The organism is uncultured Muribaculum sp. (assembly GCF_910583865.1).
GTDB lineage: Bacteria > Bacteroidota > Bacteroidia > Bacteroidales > Muribaculaceae > Muribaculum.
In genome coordinates, this window is sequence record NZ_CAJTYX010000055.1 from 1 (window position 1) to 13,524 (window position 13,524).

General features: G+C 52.2%; 13 protein-coding genes. 5 read left to right on the forward strand and 8 right to left on the reverse strand.

The window, feature by feature from the left end; all coding sequences use genetic code 11:
* Window positions 1-246: 246 nt before the first annotated feature.
* Entirely contained in the window at window positions 247-822 is a 576-nt protein-coding gene (locus QZ303_RS09845) for a 7-carboxy-7-deazaguanine synthase QueE (RefSeq protein ID WP_295732266.1), read from the reverse strand.
* Between the two features lie 6 nt (window positions 823-828).
* The gene (gene queD, locus QZ303_RS09850; protein WP_295732268.1) at window positions 829-1,170 is read right to left on the reverse strand and encodes a 6-carboxytetrahydropterin synthase QueD; all 342 of its coding nucleotides are present in this window, start codon (window positions 1,168-1,170) and stop codon (window positions 829-831) included.
* 413 nt (window positions 1,171-1,583) lie between these two features.
* Between queD and QZ303_RS09855 the strand changes: the two genes are divergently transcribed.
* On the forward strand, window positions 1,584-1,727 hold the full coding sequence (locus QZ303_RS09855) for a hypothetical protein (RefSeq protein WP_295732270.1): 144 nt from the start codon (window positions 1,584-1,586) through the stop codon (window positions 1,725-1,727).
* 39 nt (window positions 1,728-1,766) lie between these two features.
* Here QZ303_RS09855 and QZ303_RS09860 read toward each other — a convergent pair whose 3' ends face one another.
* Both QZ303_RS09860 and dnaG read right to left on the reverse strand, forming a co-directional pair.
* Window positions 1,767-2,456, reverse strand: a complete 690-nt coding sequence (locus tag QZ303_RS09860; RefSeq protein WP_295732272.1) for a TrkA family potassium uptake protein — start codon at window positions 2,454-2,456, stop codon at window positions 1,767-1,769.
* Between the two features lie 53 nt (window positions 2,457-2,509).
* Window positions 2,510-4,753, reverse strand: coding sequence for a DNA primase (dnaG, locus tag QZ303_RS09865; RefSeq protein ID WP_295732274.1), 2,244 nt, complete (start codon window positions 4,751-4,753; stop codon window positions 2,510-2,512).
* A gap of 176 nt (window positions 4,754-4,929) precedes the next feature.
* Here dnaG and metF point away from each other — a divergent pair, with 176 nt between their 5' ends.
* From metF to hemW, 4 genes are read left to right on the forward strand one after another with little or no spacing between them, the layout of a single operon-like run.
* Window positions 4,930-5,886, forward strand: coding sequence for a methylenetetrahydrofolate reductase [NAD(P)H] (metF, locus tag QZ303_RS09870; protein WP_295732276.1), 957 nt, complete (start codon window positions 4,930-4,932; stop codon window positions 5,884-5,886).
* A 36-nt stretch (window positions 5,887-5,922) separates the two neighbouring features.
* On the forward strand, window positions 5,923-7,044 hold the full coding sequence (locus tag QZ303_RS09875; protein WP_295732278.1) for a DNA polymerase III subunit delta': 1,122 nt from the start codon (window positions 5,923-5,925) through the stop codon (window positions 7,042-7,044).
* A complete protein-coding gene (locus QZ303_RS09880) occupies window positions 7,041-10,094 on the forward strand; it encodes a PD-(D/E)XK nuclease family protein (protein ID WP_295732280.1) in 3,054 nt (1,017 codons plus the stop codon). Before QZ303_RS09875 ends, QZ303_RS09880 begins: the two co-directional genes overlap by 4 nt.
* A 16-nt stretch (window positions 10,095-10,110) precedes the next feature.
* Window positions 10,111-11,226 (forward strand): radical SAM family heme chaperone HemW, encoded by a 1,116-nt coding sequence (gene hemW, locus QZ303_RS09885; protein ID WP_295732282.1) that lies wholly within the window; start codon window positions 10,111-10,113, stop codon window positions 11,224-11,226.
* A 9-nt stretch (window positions 11,227-11,235) separates the two neighbouring features.
* Here the strand turns inward: hemW and rlmH are convergent, their stop codons facing one another.
* From rlmH to QZ303_RS09905, 4 genes are all read right to left on the reverse strand, one after another.
* On the reverse strand, window positions 11,236-11,709 hold the full coding sequence (gene rlmH, locus QZ303_RS09890; protein WP_295732284.1) for a 23S rRNA (pseudouridine(1915)-N(3))-methyltransferase RlmH: 474 nt from the start codon (window positions 11,707-11,709) through the stop codon (window positions 11,236-11,238).
* A gap of 2 nt (window positions 11,710-11,711) precedes the next feature.
* On the reverse strand, window positions 11,712-12,302 hold the full coding sequence (locus QZ303_RS09895; protein WP_295732286.1) for a flavodoxin family protein: 591 nt from the start codon (window positions 12,300-12,302) through the stop codon (window positions 11,712-11,714).
* Between the two features lie 33 nt (window positions 12,303-12,335).
* Window positions 12,336-13,028 (reverse strand): tRNA (adenosine(37)-N6)-threonylcarbamoyltransferase complex dimerization subunit type 1 TsaB, encoded by a 693-nt coding sequence (tsaB, locus tag QZ303_RS09900; RefSeq protein ID WP_295732288.1) that lies wholly within the window; start codon window positions 13,026-13,028, stop codon window positions 12,336-12,338.
* A 111-nt stretch (window positions 13,029-13,139) separates the two neighbouring features.
* The coding region (locus QZ303_RS09905; RefSeq protein ID WP_295732290.1) for a cobalamin-dependent protein at window positions 13,140-13,524 on the reverse strand (385 nt) is incomplete at its 5' end.

The following is a 13,524-nucleotide window of genomic DNA, read 5'->3' on the forward strand; positions in this document are numbered from 1 at the left end:
TATCCTACGTCGGTTTAGCAAACCGGTGGTTTCAGCCACTCACCCACCTCTCCTTAGAGACGGTATACCTGCTGTTTTTCCTGTTCAGCGGTGCAAAGATAGGAATAAGTTTTGGGTTATGCAAATTTTTTCTTCAATTCGCGAAAATTCACGGATAGAATCTTCAGGAATCTTCGATAGAATCTTCATGTAACGATTCTTTGGATCTTCAATCGCATCCGCGGACACGGCATATCCCTGAGACCATCATGGAATATCTATCAGCTTATGTGTCTGTAAAGAAAGCTTCCACTCAGGATGAGCCTTGATGTAATCAACGCATCCCGATATAATCCTTCGGTTTGCATCCTCGTCACCCACGTCGCACGGCTGGAGATAGCGTTCGCGGGCATAGACAGAATCAAGCGACGAGATGCGTACATCATCGTCAGAGTCACCGAGGAACACTACTTTCAGCTCATCTACCTTTGAGTAAACAATCGGTGCATCCTTCGGTGAGCATGTAATCCAGTCGACATTAGCCGGAAGCATGTGCGTGCCGTTGGTCTCAACCTGCACGAAATAACCCGCATCGTGCAGCATGTCGACAAAATTACCGTCAAGCTGCAATGAAGGTTCTCCACCCGTGACCACCACATGACGCGCAGAATATTTCCCCAGTTCCGAAAATATCTCCTCATGTGTCAGCTCTGTTCCTCCCAGATGGTCCGTATCGCAAAACGGGCATCGGAGGTTACATCCCGACAGACGTATGAATACGGCAGGCGTACCGGTAAACCGACCCTCTCCCTGCAATGAATAAAATATCTCTTTTACTATCATTACGTGTCAATCCTCTTCATCGGCTACATAAGTCGCCACATTCCCCTCGCTCTCTTGTACGTCGGCCCTGTAGCATTCCGGAATCTGCTCGGTTATCCATCGTGCGATGTTCTCGGCCGTAGGGTTGAACGGGAGCACGTCGTTGAGATGCCTGTGGTCGAGCACGTCATGTATCCGCTCCTTTATATGCTTGAAGTCGCACACCATTCCGTCGGCATTGAGCGTGCGCGCCTTGCAATACACGGTCACAATCCAGTTGTGGCCGTGCACGTTAGTGCATTTGCTCGGATATGATAGTTCCAGCCGGTGCGAACCGGCTATCTCCATGCGTTTTGATATATAGTACATGATTTTACCTATATGTGGGATCGTAAGCCCCTATTTCCCTACAAATTTAGGCAAATTTTCCATGAGTATGGAAATCGGGGCATACAATTTCCTATATACCCACATCCGCACGATGCCGCGGACATGCTGTCTCGTGCCTGCCGACCTCAATTTGCCACCTTCGGCTTTCCTGCCGATTTGAAAAATCCGATTCGTTTGACGGTATGCCCTATGGCAAACAACAGGAATACGAAACCGATTTTACCATGTATGCCGCCTATCGGAGAATGGACGCATGTAGCAATCCAATGTATAAAAGTGGCAATTGCGCTTATTAGCGTAAGCAATGCAAAAATCGCGAGCCAACGGGTTACCAGAGATTTCTGTTTCCGCAATCTTTTAATCCACGATTTCCAGCCGAAATGGAGATAAAGATGCCATACAATATTGGAGAAGAAAAGACAGCCTATGGCCACATGAATCCATATCCATACGACACTGCGGCTTCCGGTTGCTTCAAGCTGTATGCCGGATGCGAGTATGAATGCCGTTGCAAAGACAAGCATCCAATCGCATAATCCAAGTTTCTCTTTCTTAGTCATTATTATCTTCTTACGTTACTTTATGTGGCGGAGCATGTCGCGGAATTGACGCTGCGTGCCGGTCACTACAAGCATATCGCCTTTCTGAAGCCGGAAATCCGGAGTGGGATTGTCGACCATCACCGGCTCGCGGTCTATCAGTCCGATTGCATTCCTGCGTTCGGTGACCCGTGTCACCCCCACAAGCCGAAATCCGAAATTGTGTTCCATATCTATCTCCGAGAGCGACATCCCTTCATAGAACTCCGGTACCGGAAACTTCATCACATAATGGTCGCGGTCGATATTTATGGCATCCACTCCCGCACCGAGAGCCAGCTCGCGGGTTAGTTCCCTCGCTGCACGCTGCTCCGGCACAAGAATTCTGTCGACCTGAAAACCTCGCAATATCGTCTCGTGGATATCATCCACGGCACGGGCATAGATCCTCTTCACACCCATCTTCCTCAAGAGGGCCACTGTCTTTACGCTCGCGCCGAAATTCTCGCCGATAGCAACAATCACAAGCTCAACGGAATTCAACGGTAGCGCATCCAAAGCGGCCTCGTCGGTAGAATCAATGATGTAGGCGGTAGAGATTTTATCCTTTATGGCCTCGACAAGAGTGGCACTGCTATCGGCAGCTATCACTTCATGGCCCATAGCCGTCAGGTCGATAGCCAGATTAGAGCCGTATATTCCAAGTCCGATTATCAGTATGCGCATCGTGAAAAGATGATTTTTCTCCGGTTACAACATAAAACACAGTACCTCTGTTCTCAGCGCGGCAAAATAATACGCTCTCCAAGATATGTGGCCATATCCCTGCGCAATGCATGGAGTTCGCCAAGTCTCGACATAAGCTCCATACAGTGCTTCTCATTATTGTTCACGCCGAAAGCCTCCTTGATTTCACGATTGAGCTGCTGTATCTGCCATTCGAGCATGGCATCCTTGTATTCAAGCACCGCACGCGGCACGATGTCGGGCAACCGCTCGTCGTCGGTGATGACATGCGTATATTTGGTAAATACCTTGCTGAGCACATGCCTCTCGGCGACAAGTTCCATGCCCATCTTGCGCACCGCATCGTCAGGACTCGAACAAATTACGCGCTCAGGATAAATCATGGTGTACTCCCTCATGTCGCGCATGTATTTCTCATCCACGGAAGCACGCAATTCCTTCTCGCGGCGCTCGATATCGGAAAGGTCGGAAGCCGTGGCACGGATCTCGGCTTCTCCCGCCTCTATGGATGCGTCCCTCTCTTGTAGAAGCCGCTCCCGGAAGTCCTGTTCAGCGGCAGGCCATCCGTCCGACTGCAGGGAGAGCACCGCTCGGTATATGGAACCAAGTACCGGATCAGCAATCTCCATGTCATCGCGTTCCAGCTCCGAACGGATGTAGTCCGCGACACTGATTGTCACCGCATTCCCATTCTCGTCGACCATCTCGGCCAGGGTAAGCAGGCCGTAGCGAAGCATGTATTTGACCAACGTGCTCTCATAGCGGTACATGAACCTGCGGTAGCCGGTCTCCTCTTTCGAAGTCTCTGCGCCCGAAGCAACAGCCACCGCTTCCACCGCACTGAATGGCTCGACATCCGCCTCGTCGTCACCTTTGGCATCTCCCTTTACAAGCTGTTCAGTGGCATTCTGCACATCGCCCAACGACTTGCGTGCACGCTCCTGACGCGCGGTGATGGCATCCTTCTCGGCCTGTGCCTTCCGGCGCTTCTCCACCTCAAGAGCCACTACACGCTCGTCGATATCAAGACGACGGCTGCACTCCTTTATATATATATTGGCTGTAACGGCATCGGGAATGACGGAAATAGACTGCACAATGTCACCTATTGCCCGCGCACGGGCAATAGGGTCGTTCTCCAGGCCCTGAAGCAGAATGCCCGTCTTGAACTGTATGAAATCCACCTCGTTGGCGGATATATACTCCTCGACTTGGGTCGAAGTATGCGACTGTGCGAAACTATCGGGGTCATCACCGTCGGGAAGCAGCAGCACCTTGATATTAAGACCTTCCCGCAGCAGCATGTCAATACCGCGCAATGACGCCTTTATGCCGGCGGCATCGCCGTCGTAGATCACGGTGACGTTGTCTGTGAATCGATGTATCAGGCGTATCTGCCCGTCAGTCAATGAAGTGCCCGATGAAGCAACGACATTCTCTATCCCGCTCTGATGCATGGATATGACATCAAGATAACCTTCTACGAGAATGCACTTGTTATGCTTCACGATAGCCTGCTTGGCTTGATAGAGTCCGTAAAGCTCGTTGCTCTTTGTGTATATGGCCGACTCGGGAGAGTTGACATATTTTGCAAGATCCTTCTTGAGCGTACGGCCACCGAAAGCTATCACCTTTCCCGACACCGAGAATACCGGAAATATCACCCTCCCTTTGAAACGGTCGTAGACACGACCCGTGTCGGTGCGTATGCACAGTCCGGTATCAAACAGGTATTTCTCGTTGTAACCCTTCCGCATCGCCTCATCATAGAGGGCCGTCGAGCGTTCAAGGGCATAGCCGAGGCGGAAGCGCTTTATCATGGCCTCGCTGACACCGCGCTGTTGCAGATAGGTCATACCTATGTTGCGCCCGTCGTCGGTGTCATGCAGATTCGTCTCGAAATGGCGGAGGGCGAACTCGTTGACTGCAAGGAGCGACGCACGTTCGGTCTCACGTTCGCGCTCCTCGTCGGTCATCTCATGCTCCTTGATTTCTATGTTGTATTTCGCGGCAAGGTACCGGAGAGCCTCCTGATAGGTCATCTGCTCATGCTCCATGATGAAGTTGACGGGACTGCCACCCTTTCCGCAACTGAAGCACTTGCATATGTTCTTTGATTTCGACACGGAAAACGACGGTGTGCGTTCGTTATGGAACGGACACAGACCGAGATAGCCCGCCCCGCGACGCTTCAGGCTCACAAAATCGCTTACCACGTCGACTATGTCGGCGACATCGAGGATGCGCTGTACCGTTTCCCTGTCAATCTTTTTCATAACACAAAATTACGAAAAAAGATACTCACTCCCGGCAAAGCTCAAATAAATTTGGCTTTGCAGTCGCTTATTCGTATCTTTGACTAAGTCTTAGATACTCACGCTCGGCAAAACCAAATAAATTTGCTTTTGCACTCGACTTATTCGTATCTTTGTCTTTCATCATTCACAGACACATGAAAGTTACCGACATAATAGCCGCACGCAATACCACCGGATTCAGTTTCGAGGTGTTGCCCCCGCTGAAAGGACGCGGCATCGACCAGTTGTTCAAGAATATCGACACACTCCGCGAATTCGACCCGCTGTACATCAACATCACCACCCATCGCAGTGAAATCGTGTTCAAAGACACACCCGACGGACTCTACAGGCGCGTGAGCGAGCGCAGCCGCCCGGGCACCGTCGCCGTAGCCGCCGCAATACAGCAGAAGTATGCCATACCGGCCGTCCCCCACATGATATGCTCCGGATTCTCCAAAATCGAGACGGAATATGCCTTGATCGACCTCAACTTTCTCGGCATAACCAATCTCTTGCTTCTGCGCGGCGATAAGGCCAAGCATGAGTCGAGATTCACCCCTAATGCCGACGGGCATGCCCATGCATCGGAACTGCAGCAGCAGGTCAACGACTTCAACAGGGGATATTTCATCGACGGCACAAAGATGGACATAGTCACCGGCGAGACATTCTCCTACGGAGTGGCCGGCTATCCCGAGAAGCATGAGGAATCACCCAATCCCGACATCGACCTGCAATATCTCAAACTGAAAGTGGACAACGGCGCAGACTATATCGTCACACAGATGTTTTTCGACAATGAAAAGTATTTCAACTTCGTAGACCGCTGCCGCAAAGCCGGAATCAACGTGCCCATCATACCCGGACTTAAGCCTATCACCACCATGTCGCAACTCAGCATACTGCCGAAAGTATTCCACGTCGACATGCCGAGCGAACTGGCCAACGAACTCATGAGATGTACCACAGACTCTCAGGCCAAGGCCGTAGGCGTGGAGTGGTGTACACTCCAGGCCCGGGAACTTATAGCCCGCAATGTGCCGAGCATACATTTCTACTCGCTCAATGCCACCAGAAGTGTAGAGCAGGTGGCACGTGCGGTATATTGACAGAAAAGCCATCATCCATCCTCCTCCAAAGTCATCATGAAATTCAGCGACATACCCGGACACAATCATATAAAGGAACGTCTGCGCGACATGGTCGACGCCGACCGCATACCCCACGCCATTCTCATCGAAGGTCCGGCAGGCACCGGAAAAATGATGCTCGCGCGTGCGATGGCACAATACATCCACTGCGAAAACCGTAGTGCCGGCGACAGTTGCGGAAAATGCCCCGCATGCCTGCAACATCGCACCGCCAACCATATCGACACTATATACTCATTCCCTATAGTGAAAGGAGGCCATGACAATCCAGTCTCCGACGACTATATGGACGAATGGCGCCACATGCTCGAAGAGTCACCTTATATGGATTTTCTCCACTGGCTATCTCTTATCCAGGCCGGAAATTCCCAACCACAGATATTCGTGAGCGAAGCCGACAGCCTTATCCACAAACTGAGTTTCACAGCACACAAGGCAAGATACAAGGTAGTCATCATGTGGCTTCCCGAACGTCTGAAAACCGAGGCTGCCAACAAACTGCTGAAACTCATCGAAGAGCCGTTCCATGACACTCTGTTCATACTGGTGAGCAACGATGCGAAAAACATCCTTCCCACAATATATTCACGCACCCAGCGCATAGTGGCGCACCGCCTTCCGGACGATACGGTAGCCCGTCAGCTCGTGGAAAGGAAAGGCTTGTCACATGCCGATGCTATGGCCGTGGCCCATAACGCCGACGGCAGCATGCTTGCGGCGGAAACGGCGCTATCGTTCTCCAAAGAGGAAAAACAGTTTCTCGAACTGTTTATGTCTCTGATGCGAAAGGCATATCAGAACCAGATGGCGGACCTAAAAGAGTGGACCGTAGCTGTGGCGGCATTCGGACGCGAGACGATCATCCGCTTTCTTACCTATTGCCTGCGTCTCGTGAGGGAAAACTTCATCATGAATCTCAACGAGCCGCGTCTCAATTATCTCAACAGCGCGGAAGCGGCGTTCTCAAGCAAATTCTCGCGCTTCATCAACGAACGCAACGTAGAGAGGATATCCGCTGAGTTCGACTCCGCAATCATCGACATAGCGGGCAACGCCAATCCGAAACTCGTGCTGTTTGACCTGGCAGTGAGGATGTGCATATACCTGAAAGCATGACACCGTTCCTGAAACGTATCGCCGACGCCTACTTCGAGCGTCATTCCGACTCGTTGGCCGACTTCTGCTTCGTGTTTCCCAACAAGCGAAGCGCTACCTTTTTCCGCCATTTCCTCAGCATGCACGCCGATTCCGGCAAGCCATTCATTGAACCGGAAGTGACCACCATCAGCGATTTCATCGCCGAATTCTCCGATTATGTTGCCGCCTCGCGCTACGACCTCCTGTTCACGCTCTACAACCTCTACAACTCGATGTCATCCCAGACCGAGGAATTCGACAAGTTCGTATTCTGGGGCGACATGCTCCTCGGTGACTTCAACGACGTAGACCGCTACATGACAGATGCCGGCCAGCTATTCCGTAACCTGAAGAACTACAAGGAAATCAATGCCGACTATCTCACCCCGCAGCAAAAAGAAATAATCAACAAGTACTGGGGCGCGCAGATACCGCTTGACGATATTGACCGCTTCTGGACCCACATAGATAATCCGCGTGACCCGCACACCAACCGAGAATCGTTCATGCGACTATGGGAGATACTCGAACCGCTCTACGGGGCATTCCGCGATGAACTGTCATCGAGAGGACTGTGCTATCCCGGCATGCAGTATCGCGAAGTCGCTGAAAAGCTCTCGATGATGCAACCCGGCGACATGCCGTACCGCAGGATAATAATGGCTGGATTCAACGTACTGTCTATCTCGGAACTATGCATATTCTCGCGCCTGCATGAGTTAGGGATAGCCGACTTCTACTGGGACTATGCATTCCCCGACGAACTGCGTGCCGACAATATGGCCACTCACTTCATCAGCCGCTATGTGAAACTGTTTCCGTCACGCTATGACATCGACTATGACGGTGAAATTCCCATTCCGGAAATAGACGTGGTTGGCATACCGTCCAATGTAGGTCAGGTGAAATATGCCGGACGCCTTATCGACCGCATGGTGAAGGACGGGAGCATCGCGGACCGCACAAATGCGATTGACACTGCCATAGTACTCCCCTCGGAGGACCTGTTCATCGAACTTCTACATTCCATCCCGGCCTCCATCCCCTCGGTCAACATCACGATGGGCTATCCGATGAAGCTCACTCCCGCAGCCGCGCTCATGCGCAGTATCATGACCATGCATCTTAAGGCCAGGAAGATCAGGGGCAACTGGTGCTTCTTCTACGAAGATGTATGCGATGTGCTTGCCAACCCATTGCTCGCGCGCATCAATCCCGACCTTTGCGAGGCTATCCGCAATGAAATCCGTGAGCGACGCCTTTTCAGCGTACCGGCCGACTACCTGCGCGCCACATGGGAGCAGTTTGAAAAGGTATTCTACCCCGTTACCGACCTGCATTCAGGCACGGAAGTGTTCAGCTACACACTTCAGCTCGTCGAATTCCTTGAAAGAAAACTCAAAGCCACCCAATCCACGGAAAACGATACACCGGCCGAGGTGAACGAGGCAACGGATATCCCCGACGACATGCTGCCACCTGAAAGCGTCGAAGCCCCGGCGCCCGTAGCACTTGAACTCGGATTCCTGTCGCGCTACCGGCAGAGCGTAGAGCAACTGCGCGATGTCGCGGACCGCTACGGCATAACGATGCGCGACGCGACATTCTTCCATCTGATCCGCAGCGTTGTCGACGCGGAGACCGTAAATTTCACCGGCGAACCGCTCAAAGGACTACAGATAATGGGCATACTTGAAACCCGCGCGCTCAATTTCGACAACCTTATAATACTTTCAATGAACGAACGCATCTTCCCCAAGCGCCACTTCTCTCGTTCGTTCATACCGAATATACTTAGGCGGTGCTTCGGCATGGCTACGATGGAATTCCAGGAATGTATATTCGCCTATTATTTCTACCGCATGATATCTGCGGCGCGCAACGTCACATTGATATACGATACCCGCACCGAAGCCCTGAATTCAGGCGACATGTCGCGATACATCTACCAGCTCCTGCACCATTACCCGCAGGAACGCATACGCATGCACAAAGCCGCTTTCAATCTTCCGGCGCCGGGGCAGATCCCGGACATATCCATCGCGAAAGATGAGCAGCTTATGCGCATCATCGACTCATACCGGGCTTCCGAAGGTCGCCGCCGCTATCTCTCCCCCTCGGCAATAAACACTTACATAAGCTGCCCGCTCAAATTCTGCCTGCACTACCTGCGCGGACTGAAGGATGATACTGAAGTGACCGACTACATGGATGAAAGCACGTTCGGAAAAGTGCTGCACCAGGTGGCCGAGTATTCCTACAATCATCTACGGGGCAATCGCAAGGAGATAACCGTGACAGCAGAGATGCTTGATGGCATGGTGGCTGACGACATTGCCATCGAAAAGCTGATAACTTCGGCCATCAACCTGCATTTCAACCGGTTGCCGAATCTCAACACTGCAAACCCAGAGGAGGAGTATATCAACCTCGCCCCTCTATACGGCGAGGCGCGTGTCATTGCCGACATCATGCTCATACAGATGAAACACCTGTTCCGTCTTGAAAAGCAGAGGGCTCCGTTCGTTTTCATTGAGGCCGAACGCCGGTTCGAGACATCAGTTCCGCTTTCGCCGACACTCTCAATCAACCTTGTCGGTGTAATCGACAGAATCGACCGGAGGGACGACCGCATGGAGATAATCGATTACAAGACCGGAAGTGACGAGATAAAGGTAGTCAATCTCAGCCACCTCTTCGAGCCTCCGGGCAACGGCAAAGGACATCACAAAGCCATCCTGCAGCTATTCCTGTATTGCAATGCGTTACGAATGGAGACCGGCTACAACGGTGCTATACGTCCATTGCTTTTCCGATTCAGGAAACTTAGCGCCGAGAACTCAATCCCGGAAGTAGTCATCGACAAAGAGCCGCTTTCCGACTACCGCGACCTCAACGACAAGGTCAAGCAAGAGCTGGCAGCACGACTGGCATCGCTCTTCGACGCAACCACCCCGTTCACCCCCTCTCCGCATCCGTCGCATTGCAGATTCTGCAACTATAAATCAATCTGCGGCCAGAATTTCTGATCCGTCTTATCCCGACATGTCAGGCATATACATCCACATACCCTTCTGCCACTCGAAGTGCGCTTACTGCGATTTCTTCTCTATCCCGGAAAAGAAAAGCCGGGAAGGATTCGCCGATGCCGTATCAAAAGAATGGGATATGCGCCGCCATGAACTCTCCGACAGCGAAATCACCACTATCTATGTCGGTGGCGGCACACCCTCCATACTCACTCCCGGCGAACTTGAAGCTATAGTGTCGCCGATACCGAAATCATCGCTCTCGGAGTTCACCGTAGAGGCTAATCCCGAGGACGTAACGGCACATTGGGTAAGCTCCATGCGTTCACTCGGTGTAGACAGGATAAGCATCGGAGTGCAGTCGCTGAATGACCGCGAACTTGCCGCCGTTGGCCGTCGACATACCGCCGCAGAGGCATTAGACGCCATAGAAACCATACTCCGTGGAGGCATCTCAAACATAAGCGCCGACCTTATCTACGGACTCCCAGGGCAGACCATAGATACATGGCGCGACTCTCTTGAAAGGCTGTTGCAACGCGGCATAACACATTTGTCGGCCTATGCGCTATCATATGAGCAGGGCACACGCCTCTACGCCATGTTGATGACGGGGAAAATAAAAGAAATCCCACAAGAAGTGTCCGAGCAGATGTACGACATGCTGTGTAAGTACACTACACGCCGAGGATTCACACACTATGAAATCTCCAATTTCGCTCTTCCCGGCAAGCATTCGCGTCATAACAGCTCATATTGGGATTACACCCCCTACCTCGGCCTCGGCCCGGGTGCGCACAGCTTCGACGGTGAAATGCGCCGGGTCAACCCGCCGGGTGTAGCCGCCTACATTGCAGCAATAAATTCAGGCAAGACATTCTATACCGTTGAGGAAGAAACGACGACAGACCGCATCAACGACCTTATCATAACTTCCCTGCGCACATCACATGGGTTGAATCAGGAAGCGGTGGAGAAAATCGGAGGAAGTAAGTCACTGTCGGAACTCCGCAAGAATGCAGATCCGTTCATCTCCTCCGGGAGGTTGCTGTGCACTGACTCCACCATGAGAATTCCGGAAAAATACTGGCTGATTTCCGACGCCATACTGCGCGACCTCCTTCTCGAATAGACACGACAATCAGTCGTGGTGATAGGGCTCTCCGCGCAGAATGGTCATGGCTCTGTAAACCTGCTCGGTAAAAAACAGTCGGATCATCTCATGGGAAAAGGTCATCTGCGACAACGACAACATTCCGTCCGCACGATCGTAAACCTTTTGTGAAAAGCCATATGGACCGCCTACGACAAACAGCAACCGCTTGCTGACGGTATTCATGGCCCTGTCGATATATTCCGCGAATCGGCGCGAGGTCATCTCGCGTCCACGCTCGTCAAGAAGCACCACACGGTCGCCCGACTGAAACTGCTGAAGAATCAGCTCACCCTCCATCTCCTTCTGCCGTTCGGAAGTCATGGCTTTAGTCGTCTTTATATCGCCTATGGTGCGTATCTCATAAGGCACATAATGGACAAGGCGCTTCACATAGCGCTCTATGCCTTCTCGCAGATAAGGCGTGTTGGTCTTGCCAACGACAATCAGTTCTATTTTCATGATTATTTAAGCATCAGGTGTTTGACCATACGGGCACAACGCCCGGCATCCACTTCCCGGCCACCGGCCATCTGAATAGTATCTACACACTTGAAGCCGGAATAACGGAACACCCGGCGAATGGCCGCGACAGCCCCGCTGCTCTCTCCCAGAATGCGGTTGAACGGCCACGGTGTGCTGCACGCGGTGATTATAGCATACCGTTTTCCCTTATGCAGGGGCTTCGGCATATGTCCCGGAGCGCCATCCTTGATAAGTACGGACACAAGACGGTCGAAAAGCACTTTCAAAGTCCCCGGCATGTTGGCCCAGTAAGTAGGTGCGGCTACCACAAGCATATCGCACTTCCGTATGTTGTCGGCAATCAGACAAACATGGTCATCCCTATAGACACATTCGCCAGTGGTACGGCATTTCATGCAGCCGCGGCATGGACGGATCTCCATGTCCGAAAGGTCAAACACGACTCCACGGCTGCCGGCATCCGCGACCATGGCCTCCACCTCCCGTGCGGCACGGGCCACACGTCCGTCTCGGCGCGGAGACGCCATTAGAATCACGGTGTCCGGTTCCTCTTTCCGGTTCTTTTCCATATGCTGTATATATGTACCCAAACCAAAGCGCGGTCAGAACATCTTCTTTGGCTTCACGGCCTGGAAATCCTTCAGATATGCCGGGACGGAATATGCAAGATCGAGGAAATCTTTATTGCGGTATGCCTTTTCGGAGAGAGCCATCATATTGGCGGCGAGAGGATATATTTCGGTAATGAAATTAGCGTTGTGATGCTTCTCAAGAACTTTACGGGCTTTCTCGCTACCGTCGCCGAAGAAAATCACAGGGCCTCGGTCGAGTTGCTCACGATAGCTCTCCTCATCAAGTATGAGCGGGCGCGGCGACACAACATTCTCAAGCGCGAAATCATGCACGGCAGTGTAGACTTCCATACGTCGCGCATCGATCATCGGCGCAAAAAGCACATTTTCATCAAAGAAGTCACTGAACATTACGGCGACAGTCATAACCTGCAATGTGTCGACCCCTATAAGAGGAAGTTTCATCGCATAGGCCAACCCTTTTGCCTCCGACAGCCCGATACGCAGTCCGGTATAGCTCCCCGGACCGATGCTCACCGCTATGGCATCGAGCTTAAGCTCATGCTTTTTAGCTGCGGCAAGCATATCCTCGATGTAGCCGCTCAACAGAGAGGCATGGTTGCGTCCATGATAATCTTCCCTGCGGTCAATCACATTACCGTCCATGGTAAGAGCCACGGAGCATACGGTTGTCGATGTCTCGATATTCAATATTGTTGCCATACCGCAAATTTACACATTTTCCATTCAACATAAAAGAATCGGAAGCATACCGTTGCCGGGAGCTTCCGATTCTTTTTGATTGATAAGCCTTTATATTAATCCTACGGCGGATTACTCGGCACCGTTGAGGATTTCAAGCATCTTGATGGCCGAATCGGGAATGCGTGTACCCGGGCCGAAGATAGCTGCGACACCTGCCTTGTAGAGGAAATCGTAGTCCTGAGCGGGGATTACACCGCCGGCAGTCACCATGATGTCCTCGCGGCCAAGCTTCTTAAGTTCCTCGATAACCTGAGGTATGAGGGTCTTATGGCCTGCGGCGAGCGATGAAACGCCGAGGATGTGCACGTCGTTCTCCACGGCCTGGCGGGCTGCCTCGGCGGGAGTCTGGAACAACGGGCCCATGTCGACATCGAATCCGCAGTCGGCATAACCTGTGGCCACCACCTTGGCGCCACGGTCGTGACCGTCCTGACCCATCTTGGCAATCATGATA